The sequence below is a fragment of the Cecembia sp. genome (assembly GCF_007126775.1).
In the GTDB taxonomy this organism is placed as follows: Bacteria; Bacteroidota; Bacteroidia; order Cytophagales; family Cyclobacteriaceae; genus Cecembia.
This window is the reverse complement of sequence record NZ_SLAP01000191.1, coordinates 1-19,499: the sequence shown is the minus strand read 5'-3', so window position 1 is coordinate 19,499 and position 19,499 is coordinate 1. Positions and strand designations below refer to the sequence as shown.

The 19,499-nt window shown below is 41.5% G+C and carries 11 protein-coding genes and 1 pseudogene; 9 read left to right on the top strand and 3 right to left on the bottom strand.

Annotated elements, in window-relative coordinates:
- The first annotated feature begins 164 nt into the window (after window positions 1–164).
- The 4 genes and pseudogenes from QZT73_RS12775 to lpdA all read left to right on the top strand — a co-directional run bounded on the left by QZT73_RS12775 (window position 165) and on the right by lpdA (window position 6,543).
- Window positions 165–2,966, top strand: coding sequence for a 2-oxoglutarate dehydrogenase E1 component (locus tag QZT73_RS12775; RefSeq protein ID WP_291782766.1), 2,802 nt, complete (start codon window positions 165–167; stop codon window positions 2,964–2,966).
- Window positions 2,967–2,974: 8 nt separating this feature from the next.
- Window positions 2,975–4,522: a 2-oxoglutarate dehydrogenase complex dihydrolipoyllysine-residue succinyltransferase gene (odhB, locus tag QZT73_RS12770; protein ID WP_291782764.1), complete on the top strand. Its 1,548-nt coding sequence runs from the start codon at window positions 2,975–2,977 to the stop codon at window positions 4,520–4,522.
- 215 nt (window positions 4,523–4,737) lie between these two features.
- Window positions 4,738–5,094 (top strand): annotated as a pseudogene (locus QZT73_RS12765) (four helix bundle protein).
- A gap of 51 nt (window positions 5,095–5,145) precedes the next feature.
- Window positions 5,146–6,543, top strand: a complete 1,398-nt coding sequence (lpdA, locus tag QZT73_RS12760; RefSeq protein ID WP_291782758.1) for a dihydrolipoyl dehydrogenase — start codon at window positions 5,146–5,148, stop codon at window positions 6,541–6,543.
- Between the two features lie 482 nt (window positions 6,544–7,025).
- Here the strand turns inward: lpdA and QZT73_RS12755 are convergent, their stop codons facing one another.
- A complete protein-coding gene (locus tag QZT73_RS12755) occupies window positions 7,026–8,222 on the bottom strand; it encodes an AAA family ATPase (RefSeq protein WP_291782755.1) in 1,197 nt (398 codons plus the stop codon).
- 374 nt (window positions 8,223–8,596) lie between these two features.
- On the opposite strand from QZT73_RS12755, the gene QZT73_RS12750 reads away from it, so the two are divergent.
- The 3 genes from QZT73_RS12750 to QZT73_RS12740 all read left to right on the top strand — a co-directional run bounded on the left by QZT73_RS12750 (window position 8,597) and on the right by QZT73_RS12740 (window position 12,872).
- On the top strand, window positions 8,597–9,082 hold the full coding sequence (locus tag QZT73_RS12750; protein ID WP_291782752.1) for a peptide deformylase: 486 nt from the start codon (window positions 8,597–8,599) through the stop codon (window positions 9,080–9,082).
- Between the two features lie 635 nt (window positions 9,083–9,717).
- Window positions 9,718–12,537, top strand: coding sequence for a carbamoyl-phosphate synthase large subunit (carB, locus tag QZT73_RS12745; RefSeq protein WP_291788510.1), 2,820 nt, complete (start codon window positions 9,718–9,720; stop codon window positions 12,535–12,537).
- A 74-nt stretch (window positions 12,538–12,611) separates the two neighbouring features.
- A complete protein-coding gene (locus QZT73_RS12740) occupies window positions 12,612–12,872 on the top strand; it encodes a DUF4834 domain-containing protein (protein ID WP_291782747.1) in 261 nt (86 codons plus the stop codon).
- Between the two features lie 406 nt (window positions 12,873–13,278).
- Here the strand turns inward: QZT73_RS12740 and gcvP are convergent, their stop codons facing one another.
- The gene (gene gcvP / locus QZT73_RS12735) at window positions 13,279–16,176 is read right to left on the bottom strand and encodes an aminomethyl-transferring glycine dehydrogenase (RefSeq protein ID WP_291782746.1); all 2,898 of its coding nucleotides are present in this window, start codon (window positions 16,174–16,176) and stop codon (window positions 13,279–13,281) included.
- 199 nt (window positions 16,177–16,375) lie between these two features.
- Between gcvP and QZT73_RS12730 the strand changes: the two genes are divergently transcribed.
- Both QZT73_RS12730 and QZT73_RS12725 read left to right on the top strand, forming a co-directional pair.
- The gene (locus QZT73_RS12730) at window positions 16,376–17,872 is read left to right on the top strand and encodes a M28 family peptidase (RefSeq protein ID WP_291788507.1); all 1,497 of its coding nucleotides are present in this window, start codon (window positions 16,376–16,378) and stop codon (window positions 17,870–17,872) included.
- Between the two features lie 119 nt (window positions 17,873–17,991).
- Window positions 17,992–18,582 carry a hypothetical protein gene (locus QZT73_RS12725; RefSeq protein ID WP_291782741.1) on the top strand — a complete coding sequence of 197 codons (591 nt, stop codon included), beginning with the start codon at window positions 17,992–17,994 and terminating at the stop codon, window positions 18,580–18,582.
- 142 nt (window positions 18,583–18,724) lie between these two features.
- On the opposite strand, the gene QZT73_RS12720 is transcribed toward QZT73_RS12725, so the two are convergent.
- Window positions 18,725–19,499, bottom strand: a 775-nt coding sequence (locus QZT73_RS12720; protein ID WP_291788505.1) for a TlpA disulfide reductase family protein, incomplete at its 5' end; no start/stop codon positions are given.

The following is a 19,499-nucleotide window of genomic DNA, read 5'->3' as shown; positions in this document are numbered from 1 at the left end:
TAGTAATCTTATTTTTTCATGAGACTATTTTCTCTGTCTACGCCAAATTAAATTTTAATTTTATCAATAATTAAGAATAAAAATTATATATTCGAAAACACGAATAAACAGTTTTTAAACTATTTTAATATCCTATATCTTTGTTATCAAAGACTTTAATAACCATGGATAATTATTCCTACATCTCCAATGCGCATGTAGCTTACATAGACGAGTTGTATGCTGCCTATCAAACCGATCCTGAGTCTATAGATCCAAGTTGGAAAACTTTTTTTGATGGCTTTGAATTTGCCATCACCAAATTTGGAGAAGATGAAAACGGAGGGGCACAGTCTACTGTTTCGACTGGAACCGTCCAAAAAGCCAAAAATGGTTCATTGGCTACTCCGGGAACCATAATGGACATGGAGCAATTGCCTAAGGAAATCAAAGTAAGGGCACTGATCCATGCATACCGCTCAAGGGCCCACCTGCGGTCCAAAACAAATCCTGTAAGGGAAAGAAGAGATAGAAAAGCGCTGTTGGACCTGGAAGATTTCGGATTGGAGCAAAATGACCTGAACACTGAATTCCAAGCGGGAAAAGAAATAGGTATAGGTACAGCTAAGCTTTCCAAGATTCTTGAGTCCTTAAAAATAATTTACGAGGGTTCGGTGGGTTTTGAATACCTATATATTCGCGATCCTGAAATGTTGGACTGGTTGAAGACCAAGATTGAGAAAGAAGCTTTGGCATTCAATCCTGCAGTTGAAGATAAAAAACGCATTCTTTTTAAATTAAATCAAGCTGTCGTATTTGAAAACTTTCTGCATACCAAATATTTAGGGCAAAAGAGGTTTTCATTGGAAGGTGGAGAAAGTACGATTCCGTTTTTGGATGCCCTGATCAATACGGCTACTGACCATGGTGTGGAGGAAGTCATGATCGGTATGGCGCATAGGGGCCGATTGAATGTGCTCGCCAATATTATGGGCAAGACTTACGAACAGATTTTTTCCGAATTTGAAGGTACGGCCAAGCCTGACCTTACCATGGGTGATGGGGATGTAAAATACCATATGGGTTATTCTTCTGACATTATTACCCCTTCCGATAAAAAAGTGCATTTGAAGTTGGCACCAAACCCTTCCCACCTTGAAGCTGTAAATCCAGTTGTAGAAGGTTTTATCCGCGCCAAGATTGATGAGGAGCACAAAGGAGATTCTACAAAAGCACTTCCGATTCTGATTCATGGCGATGCGGCTGTTGCTGGACAGGGGATTGTGTATGAGGTAACTCAGATGGCGGGATTGAAGGGATACCATACTGGTGGCACGGTTCATTTTGTGATCAACAATCAGGTTGGTTTTACGACAGATTTTGATGATGCCAGGACATCCATTTACTGTACGGATGTGGCCAAAATGATCGATGCGCCTGTCATCCATGTGAATGGAGACAATGCAGAGTCGGTGGTCTTTGCCGCAAGATTGGCAGCAGAATTCAGACAAAAATTCAATAAGGACATTTTTGTGGACATGGTCTGCTACAGGAGACATGGACACAATGAATCAGATGAGCCCAAATTCACGCAGCCTGAACTCTACAACATCATCTCCAAACATCCCAACCCAAGGGAAATTTATGTTAAGAGATTGACAGAAAGGGGAGATATTGATGCGAAAATTGCAAAGGATATGGATGCGGAATTCCGTAAGTTATTGCAGGACCGTCTCAATATGGTAAAAGAAAAACCCCTTCCCTACCAAATGACCAAATTTGAAAGAGAATGGGGTTCTCTGAGAAGATCTAATCCTTCTGATTTTGACCAGTCCCCTGAAACAGGCATTTCGGATGACATGGTGGTAAAGGTAGCTGAGGCATTGACCAGCCTTCCCAAAGGATTTAAACCCATCAAACAGATTGATGTGCAGTTGAAGCAAAGAAAGGATATGTTTTTCAATTCTAAGATGCTGAACTGGGCAGGAGCTGAATTGTTGGCATACGGGTCCTTATTGATGGAAGGAAAGACAGTTAGGCTTACTGGTCAGGATGTGCAAAGAGGTACTTTTTCGCATAGGCATGCAGTGGTGCATGATGCCACTACGAACAAACCTTATAATTTCCTGAAGGAACTGAAAGAGAGTAAGGGTAAATTTTACATTTATAATTCCCTCTTGTCAGAATATGCTGTATTGGGTTTTGAATACGGTTATGGAATGGCCAACCCCAATGCCTTGGCGATCTGGGAAGCTCAATTTGGTGATTTTGCCAACGGTGCGCAGACCATGATTGACCAGTTCATTTCTTCCGGCGAGTCCAAATGGGGTAAAATGAACGGCATCGTCATGCTTTTACCACATGGTTATGAAGGGCAAGGCCCAGAACACTCCAATGCCAGACCAGAAAGGTTCCTTCAGTTATCTGCGGAATACAATATGGTGGTGGCAAATATCACTGAACCCTCAAACTTCTTTCACCTATTGAGAAGGCAGCAGGCCTGGGAATTCAGGAAGCCTTGTGTGGTGATGTCTCCTAAATCATTGTTAAGGCATCCCAAAGTGGTTTCTCCCTTGGAAGAATTTACAACAGGAAGGTTCAAAGAAATTATTCCTGACCCCAGTGTCAAAGCGAAGGATGTAAAGCGTGTCCTGTTGTGTTCCGGTAAAATCTATTATGACCTGGAAGAGGCTAGAGAAAAGGAAAAAATCAAAGATATTGCCATCGTCAGAATAGAGCAATTGCATCCGCTTCCTAAAAAGCAAATTACAGAAACTCTCGCAAATTATAAAAATGCTGAGGTGGTTTGGGTTCAGGAAGAACCTGAAAATATGGGCTACTGGACATATATCCTGAATATGCTATACAAAGAGCTTTCTTTAGAAGTAATTGCCCGCAAAATGTCTGCCTCTCCTGCTACCGGCTACCATAAGGTCCATGTAGAGGAACAGCAAACCATTATTAAAAAAGCTTTAAATCTTTTATAAGACAAACAATGAGCCTAGAAATGAAAGTCCCCGCAGTAGGGGAATCCATCAGCGAAGTAACCATAGGACAATGGTTTAAACAAGACGGGGATCAAGTGGCCATGGATGAGGTCATCTGTGAACTGGAATCTGACAAAGCTACTTTTGAATTGACCGCTGAATCAGCCGGTGTTTTAAGAATTAAAGCGCATGAGGGAGATACCTTGGAAATAGGTGCTACCATTTGTGTGATTGAAGAAGGAAGTCAGGCCAATGCAAGTCCTGCACCAAAAGAGGATGATGGCGACAGTGCTGCTTCATCGGGAGGTGGTAAAACAGGTGAAATTAAAGAAATGATTGTTCCCACAGTTGGGGAGTCCATTACAGAAGTTACTTTGGCTACTTGGTTAAAGGCCGATGGAGAGTTCGTGGAGTTGGACGAAATCATCGCCGAGGTGGATTCAGACAAGGCTACTTTTGAGTTGCCATCAGAGGCAACAGGGATATTGAAGCATGTAGCGCAGGAAGGAGATACTTTGGAAATTGGAGGTCTAATCTGTAAGATTGAGGTCGTGGAAGGTGGGGCGCCTGCTGCTGCGGCCGCTCCAACAGAAAATGTATCAGCCAGCACGTCTTCGCCTTCAGGATCAGAAACCTATGCTACAGGACATGCTTCTCCTGCTGCTGCAAAGATCATTGCAGAGAAAGGATTGGATCCTGCACAGATTCAAGGCTCAGGTAAAGATGGGAGGATTACCAAAGAAGATGCCATGAACGCAGAGGCAAAACCAAAGGCGGCTGCTCAAGCGGCTCCCAAACCTGCTCCCGCGGCACAAAAAGAACAGACTGTTCAAGCTGCCCCTAAAGTGGGAGGTTCAAGGGATAGCCGCAGAGAAAAGATGTCTTCTCTGAGGAGAACGGTCTCGAGGAGGTTGGTTGCTGTGAAGAATGAAACAGCTATGCTGACCACCTTCAATGAGGTAAATATGGGTCCAATCATGGAATTGAGAAAGAAATTCAAAGAGCAATTCAAGGAGAAGCACGGGGTGAACCTTGGCTTCATGTCCTTCTTTACCAAGGCAGTATGTGTAGCCTTACAGGAATGGCCTGCGGTGAATGCACAGATAGATGGCAACGAAATAATTTACAATGATTTCTGTGATATTTCCATTGCGGTTTCCGCCCCAAAAGGTCTGGTCGTACCGGTGATCCGTAATGCGGAATCCATGACCTTCGAACAGATCGAAAAAGAAGTAGTTAGATTGGCTACCAAAGCCAGAGATAACAAATTGTCTATAGAAGAAATGACAGGGGGAACCTTCACACTTACCAATGGTGGTATTTTCGGTTCTATGATGTCTACTCCAATTATCAATGCACCACAATCTGCCATCTTGGGAATGCACAATATCGTGGAAAGGCCTATGGCAGTCAATGGAGAAGTGAAGATTTTACCAATGATGTACCTGGCACTTTCCTATGATCACAGAATCATTGACGGAAGAGAATCAGTTAGCTTCCTGGTAAGGGTGAAGCAGCTCTTGGAAGATCCGACGAGGTTGTTGTTTGGAGTCTAGGGAGAGGCGAGAGAGGAGAAGCGAGAGTTTAGAAACAAGAAATAAGAAACAAGAGACAAATGGTACCATGTACCAAGTACAAAGTGCCATGTAGCAGAGCATAGTACAAGAATATGTTCAGTGATATTAATCGGTTATTTATCCGTTGATAATATGTAAAGTTCTTTTCTTTGCAGTTAGATTTAGGTTAAAAGTTCAACTTAAATCCAACAAATATGCACAGATACAAAGAATTAAATGTTTGGCAAAAGGCTATTGATTTAGCTGTTGAAGTCTATAGGGTTACTGAGAAACTGCCTGTAGAAGAAAAGTATGGGTTGATTTCTCAAATGAATAAATCCGCAGTTTCTATTCCTTCAAATATAGCAGAAGGAGCATGAAGAAATGGAAAGAAAGAATTTGACAATTTCTTAGGAATTGCATTAGGCTCTTCTTTTGAATTGGATACGCAAATTATTATTTCCAATAAATTAGAATACATTAACGATCTGGATTTCCAACATCTTGAAAGTGAATTGGAGCATTTACAAAATATGATCGTTAAGCTTAAGAAAAGTATAAACATTTACTAATCACCGCGTACTTGGTACATCGTACTTGGTACTTGGTACAAAGTCTTAAATATGTACGACATCATAGTAATCGGTTCAGGACCTGGAGGCTATGTGGCCGCGATCAGGGCAGCACAGCTGGGCCTAAAAACTGCCATTATAGAAAAGTATCCAACTTTAGGGGGAACCTGTCTGAATGTAGGCTGTATTCCATCCAAAGCTTTATTGGATTCTTCAGAGCATTACCACAATGCTGCCCATACTTTCAAAACACATGGAATCAACCTGAGTAACCTCAAAGTAGACCTAAAACAAATGATTGCCCGCAAGGATGATGTGGTCAAGCAAAATGTGGATGGCATTCAGTTCTTGATGAAAAAGAACAAAATCGATGTGCACCAAGGTCTTGGTTCTTTTGTAGATAATAATACCGTAAAGGTGACAAAGGATGATGGTGCTTCTGAGGAGATAAAAGGTAAAAATATCATTATTGCTACTGGTTCTAAGCCTGCGACTTTGCCCTTTATTAAGATTGACAAAGAACGTGTCATTACCTCTACAGAGGCGCTCAAGATGAAAGAAATCCCGAAACACCTGATTGTGATTGGAGGGGGTGTGATAGGAATGGAACTGGGTTCAGTTTATGGAAGAATGGGTGCCAAAGTTTCTGTCGTAGAATATATGGATGCTCTTATTCCTTCTATGGACCGTACCATGGGTAAGGAATTGCAAAAATCACTTAAAAAGTTGGGCTTTGAGTTTTACTTGAAGCACAAAGTAACTGCTGTTGAAAATAAGGGTAAAGAAGTGTTGGTGAAAGCGGAGAACAGCAAAGGGGAAGTGGTTGAAATAAAAGGCGATTACGTGTTGGTTTCTATCGGTAGAAGGCCATACACGGATGGATTAAATGCTGAGGCTGCCGGAGTGAAGGTAAATGAAAGAGGTCAGGTAGAGGTAGATGGTCATTTGAGGACCAATGTTCCCAATATTTATGCCATCGGAGATGTCGTAAAGGGTGCCATGTTGGCCCACAAGGCTGAGGAAGAAGGAACTTTTGTTGCAGAAGTGATAGCAGGTCAAAAGCCACATATCAATTATTTATTGATCCCTGGAGTAGTTTATACTTGGCCGGAAGTGGCTTCCGTAGGCTACACAGAGGAGCAGTTGAAGGAAAAAGGTGTCAAATACAAAACTGGAAAATTTCCATTTATGGCTTCAGGCCGTGCCAGGGCATCCATGGATACAGACGGTGTAGTAAAGGTATTGGCAGATGCTGAAACAGACGAGATTCTTGGAGTGCATATGATTGGTCCAAGAACCGCTGACATGATTGCGGAAGCAGTGGTGGCCATGGAATTCAGGGCATCGGCAGAAGACATCGCAAGAATGTCCCATGCACATCCAACTTACACCGAAGCTTTCAAGGAGGCTTGTTTGGCGGCTACGGATAATAGGGCATTGCATATTTAAGAAGCAAGAAGATTGTACCAAGTACCAAGTACTATGTACCAAGTAAGCGTCTCGACGGTAGACAAGTCATGCTAAGTTTTTTAAAATTTGGCATTTACAGAAAGGCAATGACATCTAGCGAACCGTCATACTGAGCGGAGCCTGCGGAGTCGAAGTATCTCCCATATGATAGGAGACCCTTCGCTTCACTCAGGGTGACGGTTAGTGTAATCTGTCAATGGTAACCGAAGCTTGCGGAGTCGAAAGCCTGCCCGGTAGCATTGCGGGGCATTTCCCATATGATAGGAGACCCTTCTCCCGAATTACTCGGGATCAGGGTGACGGGCGTGAAGTTCTGTCATTGGTAGAAATGGTGAAATGTAAGTTAGTTTGGAAAATAAATATAAGCTGTCTCAAATATTGAGGCAGCTTTTTTGTTTATATCTTGAAATATGCTTTTAAGATTTAAACCGGATTATTCAAATAGGTTGCATTTGGTTTTCTTAATAGAGAAAACCGAATAGGTATAAGGGTATTTTATTTCCAATTCCATAGAGAATCTCATCAGCTGCGATGTAGGAATTAGGGATGTTGGCTATCTGATCAAATGTTTTATTCTTTCCTCCGATTTCAATTTCGAATTTGTCATTCACTAGAAAATCACCACTTTTAGCAGTAGTGACCAATGCGCCACTGTTTTTTAGTTGATTGATAAAGAACGTTTCCCTGATGTTCCCTTGATTTTGATTTTCTAAAGCCAAAGCGTGAATCAAGTTGGTATTGGCTAGGTAAATTTTATCTGGTTTATTCATCAAGCTGATTCCTTTTGAGGAGGATCTTAGATTAATTATCAGTTTTGAAACCTCCAGTAAATGGAGCATTTCCAGTAATCTTGGCCTTGTGGTTTCTGTTTTTTCAGCAATTTTGCTGATGTTCGGACTGAAAGGTACAGATGTAGAAAGGATATAAAGTAATTTTTTCAATTTCGATTGGGTACTGCTCGTTATATCCTTTCCTTCTGGCAGATCATAGTCAATGATGACATTGATTAACTGATTGATTTTCGAAACATAGTCTTTTTCCTCTTCCAAAAAGAATGGGTATGCACCTATTTTTTTGTATTGCTCAAAATGAAGCATTATATCTGGGACAGATGCAACAATCGGATCAATAAGTGTTTGATGTGTGGTTAATACCTGAGCCAGGTCGTATTTTTCCAGCTTTATCTTTAATTTGAGACTTAGATATTCTCTAAATGATAATTCAGGTAACTCATAGTAAACCAATCTTCTGCTTAAATCTGCTTGTGATTTCTGTAATGCAAGGATGGAAGATCCTGAAATAATTAGTTTAAATTCGGGATAGAAGTCATAGATATTTTTTACCGCATTTTGCCAATCAAAGTATTTATGGACTTCATCCAAAAGTAAATATCTTCCTCCCAGTTGATAAAACCTTTCTGCAAGGGCAACCAAATCATTTTGTTTAAAGTAAAGATCATCTAAGCTTAGATAAAGAGATCTGTCCAGCGGTAGGTTTTCCTTGAGGTATTGAAGCATCAAGGTGGATTTACCTGTTCCCCTTGCTCCCAATATGCAAATCGCTCTACCATTCCAATTGATATCATTGTATTGCCCCCTTTTGAAATCTGTTTTAACAGATAAGAGCAAATTTCTAAATCTATTAATTAGCGCTTCCATTGTATCTTCAAAAGTACAAAATATATTTTAAAATGTATCTTTCAAGATACAAAAAGTTATTTAGGGCGTGTTGAAAAACGCTAATTGTAGAATAATTTCTTTAAATTTTGATGAATCCCCGATTTATTAAGCGTTGTCATTTTAAGCAGGTGCAACCTTATTAAATGATCTAGTTTGCTTCAGGCTAGCCTCAAGCAAACTATCCCTGCCTGTCGACTTGACAGGTTCTAATTGGGCTCATTCGAAGTATAAACATACATCTTCATTCGCCCGCTTTGAAGCTGGCATACCTGAGACTTTTCCAGCAAGCCCTATTTAGTGTACTTTTAAAAGTTCAAAATCTTATATTGTGGATGAGATTCAAAATAAATCATATGAAGACAGTTGGTGACATCTTAAAATTAGGAGATCCAAGGCTATACGAAACCTGTGAACCTGTGCAAAAAGAAGAGCTCCCTTTGGTTAAAAACTGGGTCAAAGACCTGCATGAAGCCATGGAAGATATCCGAAAGCAATATGGATTTGGTAGGGGTATTGCAGCCCCTCAGCTGGGGATTATGAAAAGGATGTTTTATCTCCAACTGGATAAACCTTATATCATCATCAACCCGGAAATCATTCAAGCCAGTCCGGAAATGTTTGAGCATTGGGATGACTGCATGAGTTTCCCAAACCTATTTGTCAAAGTGAAAAGACATCAGTCCCTGACCTTAGAATACTTGGACGAAAACTGGGAAAAACGATCATGGACTGTGGAAGGAGCCATTTCAGAATTGATCCAACATGAATACGACCATTTGGATGGGGTGTTGTGTACCATGCGGGCCATTGATGAAAAGAGTTTTAAGTGGAGGGTTTAGAGAAGTCGGATGTCCGAAGGAGAAAGTCTAATGGTCGGAAAAGGCCTGAAGGGCCGCTCTGTTACAGCCCATGGAGAAGCCCTGGGAAAAAAGGTGAATTCAAAATAGGCATGAGGTCTGAAGGACCGATGTTAAGAGGCATGTCGAAAGTTTAAACCATTAAGGATTTTGGGTTTTTAAGCATTTCATTAATCTTTATGGGTACCTCAATGTATAAATCAATTTTGGATTACGCTTGAATGATAAAAAATCTATGTCAAAAAAACTGACTACGATTTGTCTTCAATTTTTTTCGAAAAAACCCGTTTCACCAGTTTATACCCAAGATAAAGTAAACCTGCAATCAAAGCGAAATTTAAAAATTGCCATCCTAATAAAGTCCAACTGTTTAATGCTAAGTCCATGGTCTAAAGATTTTGTTTGTGAGTTTTGTATTTAATAGGTTCCTGAGGGGTTTCTAGCATAATATTCTTTAAATTTAGTTGGTTTCATTGTTAAATCAAATGGTGCCATATGCCATAAAAAAACCAATCCACAGGAATATACTCTAATCTGTCGGAGGTTTATAAAATTATTTCCCTAATTTTGCACCAATTTAGCCATAAGAATTTAACCCTCTTAAATCCTCAAATAGAATGCCTAAGGACAGCAGCATCAAACACGTTCTTCTCATCGGTTCAGGACCCATTGTTATCGGACAGGCCTGTGAATTTGATTATTCGGGTTCACAAGCATCCAGGTCACTTCGTGAAGAAGGATTGAAGGTGACCTTGATCAATTCCAATCCAGCGACCATCATGACTGACCCTGTCACAGCGGACAATGTGTATTTGTTGCCTTTGGAGAAAAAATCCATCATTAAAATTCTTCAGGAACATCCGGATATTGATGCAGTACTGCCAACGATGGGAGGGCAAACGGCACTCAATCTGGCCATTGATTGTGATAAAGCAGGTATATGGAAGAAGTTTGGTGTTAGAATGATCGGAGTGGATATTGAAGCCATTGATACTGCAGAAAATAGGGAGAAGTTTAAGGCATTGATGGAAAAGATTGGGGTTGGCGTATGTAAGGGTGATACCGCTACCTCCTTCCTTCAGGGTAAAGAAATTGCCCAGGAAATTGGTTTCCCACTCATCATAAGGGCTTCCTACACCTTAGGTGGTGCAGGTGGTGCTTTTGTGGAGAAGGCGGAAGATTTTGAAAAGCTTTTGATGGCAGGTCTTCAGGCTTCTCCGGTGCATGAAGTATTGATTGAACAAAGTATTTTGGGATGGAAAGAGTATGAATTGGAGGTGATGCGGGACAATATTGGGAATATGATTGTAATCTGCTCCATCGAAAACTTTGATCCCATGGGCGTGCATACCGGGGACTCCATCACGGTAGCTCCTGCACTGACTTTACCTGATACCGTTTATCAGCGGATGCGAAATTATGCCATTACCATGATGAACAGCATTGGCAATTTTGCAGGAGGTTGTAATGTGCAGTTTGCAGTCAGTCCGGATAATTCTGAAATCATTGGGATTGAAATCAACCCTAGGGTTTCCCGCTCCTCAGCCCTTGCTTCAAAGGCTACAGGATATCCTATTGCGAAGGTAGCGGCAAAATTGGCCATAGGGTATAATTTGGACGAATTGTCCAACTCCATCACTGGCACTACTTCAGCATTTTTTGAACCTGCGATTGATTATGTTATCGTAAAAATACCAAGATGGAATTTCGATAAGTTCAAAGGATCTGATAGAAGACTGGGGCTTTCCATGAAGGCGGTAGGAGAAGTGATGGGCATAGGCAGAAACTTCCAAGAAGCGCTTCAAAAGGCTTGTCAGTCTCTTGAAATAAAGAGGAATGGCCTTGGTGCTGATGGCAAGGAACTGAGAAATCAGGAAGAACTTTTATACAGTTTGGCCAACCCGAGCTGGAACAGGCTTTTTCACATATATGACGCTTTTAAGTTAGGGATATCTTTCAGGACCATACAGGATCTGACCAAAATTGATAAGTGGTTCCTTAAGCAAATAGAAGAATTGATCCATATTGAGGCAGAGATACAGAAATATAAAATCAGTAATCTTCCCAGGGAGTTGATGGAGCTGGCCAAGAAAAAAGGCTATGCGGACAGGCAGATTGCCCATCTCTTAGGTTGTTTGGAATCAGAGGTATTTAACAAGAGGTACAGTGAAATGGGAATCAGAAGGGTGTATAAGCTTGTCGATACCTGTGCAGCTGAATTTGAAGCCCAGACGCCTTATTATTACTCTACTTTTGGTGAGGAAAATGAGTCCCTGCCTTCCAACAAGAAAAAGGTGGTTGTATTGGGTTCAGGCCCCAACCGGGTTGGACAAGGGATCGAATTTGATTACTCTTGTGTCCATGGGGTACTGGCAGCCAGAGAATGCGGTTATGAGACCATCATGATCAACTGTAACCCGGAGACAGTTTCTACAGATCCTGACATTTCTGATAAACTCTATTTTGAGCCTGTTTTCTGGGAGCATATTTATGAAATTATCCTGCAGGAAAATCCAGTAGGTGTCATTGTCCAATTGGGCGGACAAACAGCGCTCAAATTGGCGGAGAAAATGGATAAATACGGAATCCCGATCATAGGAACCAGTTTTGAAGCCTTGGATCTTGCGGAGGACAGGGGAAGGTTCTCTACCCTGCTTAAAGAAAATGATGTGCCATATCCTGAGTTTGGCACCATTCATAATACAGACGAAGCCCTCGAGCTTTGCAAAACCATTGGGTTTCCCTTATTGGTAAGACCTTCCTATGTTTTGGGAGGTCAGGGCATGAAGATTGTAATCAATGAGAAGGAACTGGAGGAGCATGTGGTCAATGTATTGCGGGATATCCCCAACAATGAGATTTTGTTGGACCATTTTTTAGAAGGAGCGATAGAGGCCGAAGCGGATGCAATTTGTGATGGTGAAAATGTTTATATCATAGGTATCATGCAACACATTGAGCCAGCTGGCATTCACTCCGGAGATTCCTATGCAGTTCTGCCTCCTTATAATTTGGGAGATTATGTGATCCGGCAAATTGAGACCTATACGCACAAAATAGCCCTTGCTCTTAAAACTGTGGGGCTGATAAATATTCAGTTTGCGATCAAAAATGACAAGGTTTATATCATCGAAGCCAACCCAAGAGCGTCCAGAACCGTTCCTTTTATCTGTAAGGCTTATCAGGAGCCTTATGTCAACTATGCAACGAAGGTCATGTTGGGAGAGAAAAAAGTGACCGATTTTGAATTCAAACCTGTGAAAAAGGGTTATGCTATCAAAGAACCGGTATTCTCTTTCCATAAATTCCCCAATGTCAACAAAGAATTGGGACCTGAAATGAAGTCCACAGGAGAAGCTATTTACTTTATAGAAGACCTGATGGATGACTATTTCCTCAAAATTTATGCAGAGAGGAACCTTTATTTGAGTAGATAATTGAAATAAAGCGATAAGGAAATAAAAAGAAGCGTTCATCTAACTTCTTGTTTCCTGCTTCTAAAAGTCTAAATATGGGATTTGTATTTAAATTTCTTCTTATTGCGATTGCTATATCATGGATATTTTCCAAGCTGTTACAGTTTTTTCTTAGGAGTAAACTCAAGCAGTTTGTAGACCATGCCAACGATCTTAAAAGAGAAGAAGAGCGAAGAAAGAAAGGTGGAGGCCATGGAAATGTCAATGTGGATCATATTCCCAGAGATTATGAAGAGAAACGTTCCAAGGAAATTAGAGGGGGGGATTATATTGATTATGAGGACGTGAAGGATTGATGTAAGAGAGGAGAATCGAGAGGCAAGAATCGAGAGAAGAGAGAAGCCATAAATAGGAGAGAATTTGATCCTCGAAGAATCAAATCTCTCCGAAACTTCTGAATGTAATTGGGTGATTAATATTTTTTGAATTGGGTTCCAACCATAGCTATTCATTAATTCCGGTTAAGCATAAATATTGATTCTGAAAGGATCAAATTTTTCAATAGGTTCTGTTGTAACCAGGGGATTAGGGTTTATAAAGTAATCGGACAAATAGACCCTTAATAGCTTGTCCCGAGCATCGGGAGTTCGAACTTGGAAGTGAAAAAGTAAAAATTTGTACGTATAAGTGTCAAGTAATATTATTCCGAATAAAAAAGCCGATTGGTTAACTCCAATCGGCTTTTTTTATAATCAAATCCTCTTATTCAACTCCCTCTGCTTCGGCATATTCTTCCACAGGGATACAGCTACAAACCAAATTCCTGTCACCATAAGCAGAATCAATTCTTCTTACAGAAGGCCAGAATTTGTTCCCTTTGACATAAGGGAGAGGATATACGGCTTTTTCTCTGCTGTATGGGAAACCCCAATTATCGGCCAAAGCCAAAACAGCGGTATGAGGAGCATTTTTAAGCACATTGTTTTCTCTATCGGCATATCCATCCTGAATCTCTTGGATTTCTCTTCTGATTGCGATCATGGCATCACAGAATCTATCCAACTCGGCCATGGTCTCTGATTCAGTAGGTTCCACCATCAGGGTACCCGCTACGGGAAAGGATACTGTTGGTGCATGGAAACCATAATCCATCAGTCTTTTGGCAATATCCTCTACCTCTATACCTATTTCCTTAAAGCCCCTGCAATCCAAGATCATTTCATGGGCAGCCCTTCCATTTGCTCCTGCATAAAGAATTGGATAATGCTGTTCCAATCTGTGCTTGATATAATTGGCATTTAAAATCGCTATTTTTGTGGCATTGGTTAGACCCTCACCACCCATCATAAGGATGTAAGCATAGGAAATTGGAAGAATACTGGCACTACCAAATGGAGCTGCAGAAATGGAGTTGATGGCTTGGATACCTCCAGTTTGTACCAATGGATTCCCCGGAAGAAAAGGAGCCAAATGTTTGGCCACACAAATGGGCCCCATACCTGGTCCACCACCGCCATGAGGAATACAGAAAGTTTTGTGCAAATTCAGGTGACAGACATCAGCACCGATTTTACCTGGGCTGGTCAGTCCAACCTGGGCATTCATATTTGCTCCATCCATGTAAACTTGGCCTCCATTGTCGTGTATGAGCTGGCAAATCTCTTGAATGGCTTCTTCAAACACCCCGTGTGTCGAAGGGTAGGTTACCATCAAGGCAGCCAAATCTTCTTTATGTGCTTCGGCTTTTTCTTTCAAATCGGCCACATCAATGTTTCCTCTTTCATCACACTTCACCAACACCACCTTCATTCCGGCCATTACCGCAGATGCAGGATTTGTTCCATGCGCTGATGTTGGAATCAAAGCAATATTCCTATGGTGATCACCTCTGCTCATGTGATAGGCCCTGATGACCATCAGCCCAGCGTATTCACCCTGTGCTCCTGAGTTGGGTTGTAGCGAAGTATCTGCAAAGCCTGTGATTTCTGTCAGCCAGTTTCTTAGGTTTTGGAACATTTCATAATACCCTGCAGCCTGATCTTGTGGAGCATAGGGATGAAGCTGTCCAAACTCCGGCCAGGTAACCGGAATCATCTCGGCCGTGGCATTCAGTTTCATGGTGCAAGAGCCCAAAGAAATCATGGAGTGTACCAAAGAAAGGTCTTTATTTTCCAGTCTTTTGATGTAGCGGAGCATCTCGTGTTCTGCATGAAACTGATTGAAGACAGGGTGTTCCAAATAGGGTGATTTTCTACTGATGCCTTCTGGGAATGAAACTTCCAGTGAGTCAATAAGTGCTTCCCAGTTGATGCTGACCTTTTGATTGGTGGACATGGCAAATACTTCTATCACTGCTTTTACATCTTCTAATGTCTTGGCCTCGTCAAAGGCAAGGAAAATAGCACCTTCCTCATACCTGAAGTTCATTTGGGCAGAAAGGGCAAAGGCATTGATTTTGGATTGTTGCACAGCGTCCACTTTGACCTTAATGGTATCAAAATAAACCTGGTTGCTTTGCTCGAATCCCATTTCAGCAAGGGCTTTGCCTGTCAGTTGGGCCAAACCATGGGTGCGGGAAGCAATTTCTTTTAGACCTTTGGGACCGTGGTATACTGCATACATTCCGGCCATGACGGCCAGGAGAACCTGAGCGGTACAGATGTTTGAAGTTGCTTTTTCTCTTTTTATATGCTGTTCTCTGGTTTGCAATGCCATCCTATATGCCTTATTGCCATCTTTGTCTACAGAGACACCAATAATTCTACCAGGGACTTGCCTTTTGAAAGCCTCTTTGGTGGCAAAGAATGCCGCATGTGGCCCACCATAGCCCATAGGTACACCAAATCTTTGGCTGGTGCCCACGACTACATCGGCACCCATTTCTCCAGGAGGAGTGAGTAAAGTCAGGCTCAGTAGGTCTGTAGCAAATGCAGTCATTACCTGGTTTTCCTTGGCTGCGGCGACAAGGTCGGCATGATCCACTACCGCTCCCTCCACATTGGGGTACTGTAGTAAGAGCCCAAACAATCCAGGATCGGTAAGATCCAGTTGGGACAAAGGCGCAATGATCAGTTCTATCCCGATGGGAGCAGATCGGGTAATCAACAAATCCTTGGTTTGGGGGAATATTTTTTCATCCACAAAAAATTTGTGGGCATTCTTTTTTTCTCTTGGCTTGGAAGCATAAAGCATACCCATGGCTTCAGCAGCGGCAGTAGCCTCATCCAAGAGTGAGGCGTTTGCCATTTCCATTCCAGTAAGCTCCATCACGACAGTTTGAAAGTTGATCAGGGCTTCTAATCTTCCTTGAGCAATCTCTGCTTGGTATGGGGTGTATGCCGTGTACCATCCTGGATTTTCCAGAATATTTCTAAGGATTACTCCGGGCACCAATGTATCATAATAACCCAATCCAATGAAAGACTTGAAGATTTTATTTTTGGTGGCCAGCGTTTTGAAATTTTTTAAGAATGCTGCCTCTGATTGGGCTTTGGGAAGGTCCAGAGGCTTATCTAACTGAATGGCTTTTGGAATGGTTTGATCAATCAATTCTTCCATAGAAGCTGCGCCAATGGCTTCCAACATTGCGGAAATTTCCCCTTTGGAGGGGCCGTTATGTCTATTTTCAAATTGAGTAGACGGATGGAGATTAATTTTCATATTAGAATTTTGTAAGGGAATATTCGGGTTATCTTCTGTTTGATTTTTAGTACTGCAAATGTATAAATTATTGGCTGAGAATGGGTTTATAAAGGCAAAGAAATATACGGGTAGAACTATGAAAATGACAAACGGTTTTATGTGTTCGGGAATAATTTTTAATTTTAAATCCTTAATTATGTAAAAAGAAAAAAATAGCATGAAAAGAAGACTTTGGTTAGTTGGAATTCTGGCACTTTTGCTGGGAGCCAATGTTACTGCCCAAGATGCCACAGCACTTAAATATGGTGCTACCATTACCGCTGAGGACCTTGAGCGCCATCTTAGATACATCGCGTCGGAAGAACTTCAGGGAAGGGATACTGGCTCTGAGGGGCAGAAAAAAGCGGGAGCATACCTGCATGATCATTTCCAGAATTTGGGCCTTTCCGGTCCGGTTGATGGGAGTTATTATCAGGTTTTTGAATTGGCTGCAGTTTCCTATCCTGCTGTATCTTTTCAAATTGGTAGACAAAAGTTGGAGCCCAATAAAGATTTTATCTTTATCGGAGATGGGGATATGAGGAGAGCACAAAAGGCTGATCTGGTATTTTTGGGGGAAGCTACAAAAGAAAATTTGGCAAAAGTGGATGTCAAAGACAAACTGGTAGGCTTATGGGCGATTGGAGCAAGGGCACAGAATGTGGTCAAGGATGTGTTGGATGCAGGGGCTTTGGGCATCGTAATCACTACCATGGAAGACCAGGCCAATTTTGACAGGTTGGCAAGCCGTTACCGCTCTTTGAGCACTTCAGGTCGTTTGGGATTTGATCAGCCAACAAAGCAGGAGCCAATATTCTTGGTGAGTGCGATTCAAATGGCTGAGATTTTTGATGTACCGATGGAAATTTTAAAGGAGGCAGCCAGAAATAATCCCGAATCCGTCAATCCCAAGAATGTGCGTTACCAAGTAAAGAAGAATAAGAGGGTTGTGTCTACCGAAAATGTGTTGGGCTACCTGGAAGGAACGGATAAAAAAGAAGAGGTTCTGGTGATCTCTGCTCATTACGATCACGTAGCGCCAAATGCTGATGGCAGTGTCAATTATGGTGCTGATGACAATGGCTCAGGAACTGTAGCCCTTATGGAAATTGCAGAGGCATTTGCTTTGGCCGCCAAGGATGGCATTCTTCCGAAAAGAAGCATCTTATTTATTGGCTTGACGGCAGAAGAAAAAGGGTTGCTCGGATCACAGTATTATGTTGAAAACCCAATTTTCCCTTTAGAAAACACCGTCAATAATTTCAACATTGATATGTTGGGGAGGATTGATTATGAATACCAGGACGTGGAAAATCCAAATTACCTCTATGCGATAGGTTCAGATATGTTGTCCAGCCATTTGAAAATTATTCTGGATTATAACAATATCACCTACACAGGCCTGACTTTGGATTACCGCTACGATGCGCCTGACGATCCAAACAGGTTCTATTTTAGATCTGATCATTACAATTTCGCAAAATACAATATCCCTTCGATATTCTTCTTTTCGGGTTTGCATGACGACTACCATACCCCCGCAGATACTGTAGATAAGATTGTGTTTCCTTTGATGACCACTCGAGCCAAGTTGATTTTCCATCTGTCTTGGGATATCGCCCACAGAGAGCATAGGACTCCTGTAGATGGTTCTAATAACAGAGGAGAAAGATAATATTCTTTCAATTGATCCATAAAACCTTCAGGTCTCATCCTTGTAATAGAGTTCCTGAAGGTTTTTCTTTTTTTAAGGCAGTAATTTGATTAAATTCCATCACTAAACGGTACGCAGATATGAAAGCAGCACTTACAATTTTCTCCATGGTTTTAATTGGAATGGCAGGTTTTGCCCAACAAATCCCATCCAAAGAAATTCAGATCCAAACTGCGCTAATGGCGGCCCCAGACGAACTGAAAGAGGGGGCCATGGTCTATGGTTATGATGACAAAGGAAATCTTCTTGTTCTGAGAAAAGGAAGTAATGACTTGATTTGTCTTACTGATGACCCCAGTTCACCTGGTTTTAATGTGGCATGCTACCATAAAGATTTAGATGAGTTTATGGAGAGAGGCAGGGTCTTGAAGAGGGAAGGGAAGAATTCTCAGGAGATTTTTGATATCCGAGAGGCAGAAGCAAAGAGCGGGAAATTAAAAATGCCAAAGGATGGCGCCACCTTGTTTGTATTGACAGCCGATGCCCAGGATTACAATCCGGTGACAGGAGAAGTGAATGATTCTTATTTGAGGTATGTGGTCTATATCCCATGGGCTACTGCTGAAAGCACAGGATTGCCCCTAAGGCCATCAGGTCCAGCGATGCCTTGGATCATGGATCCCGGTACCCATAGGGCACATATTATGATCAATCCACCAAGAGAGAATTAGGGGGGCTTTTGTACCAAGTACCAAGTACAATGTACCAAGTACGTCGTACCGTGAATATTGTGGGATTTGTTGATAAAAGCTGGTTTTCCGCAATTTTGAATTCTTTATAGTTGGGAAAGATTATATAATTTTGAAAAGCCTTTTATAAGAACTGATCCAAGGTTTTCCAGATATCTCCCGATGGTCTTTCGGCATTCGGGTCAATGATTTTTCCTTCTCCGTCCAAAAGAATAAACCTTGGTATGGAATTGACCATAAAGTGTAGGTTCAGATCAGATCTCCAGGCTTTTTCGGCTATCCACTGCAATCCTTCCATATTTTTGGATATGACCATTTTTTCCCAAGCTTCTTTATTTTCATCAATGGAAATGGTCAAAAAAGAAACCGGTTGGTCTTCGTAATCCGCTTTCAATTGGTCCCAGTACGGATGTTCTTCAATACAGGGTTTGCACCAAGTAGCCCAAATGTCGATGTAAACCAAGGTGCCTTTTAGGTTGCTTAATTGGACCATCTCACCTGAAATGTCTTCAAAAGAAAAATCAGGAATTTCCATACCAGGCATGATGGCATCCCATTTTTTCAGCTCTTTTTCCAATTTGGAGACAAGTTTTGGACTTTGATTTTCAGCCTGGAATTTTTCAATGGATGGTTTAGCAGCTTCAAGTCCTTTGAACTGTAGGTTTTCCATTAAATGTCTGAATAAAAAAAAGTCCTTAACAGCCGGGTTTTCCAAAAGCTCTTCCATGGCTAAAAATGCTGCTCTTTCATTTCCTTCAGGAGTATTTTGCAGTGTAGTGTCATGGTTGGAAATTTCTTTGGTTTTTTCACCGAGCAAATGACTTATGATAGCGGTATAGCTTCCTTCAATAAGTAAGTCACTTCTACCCAAGTCAATTTCAGCTAATTTGGCTTTCAGT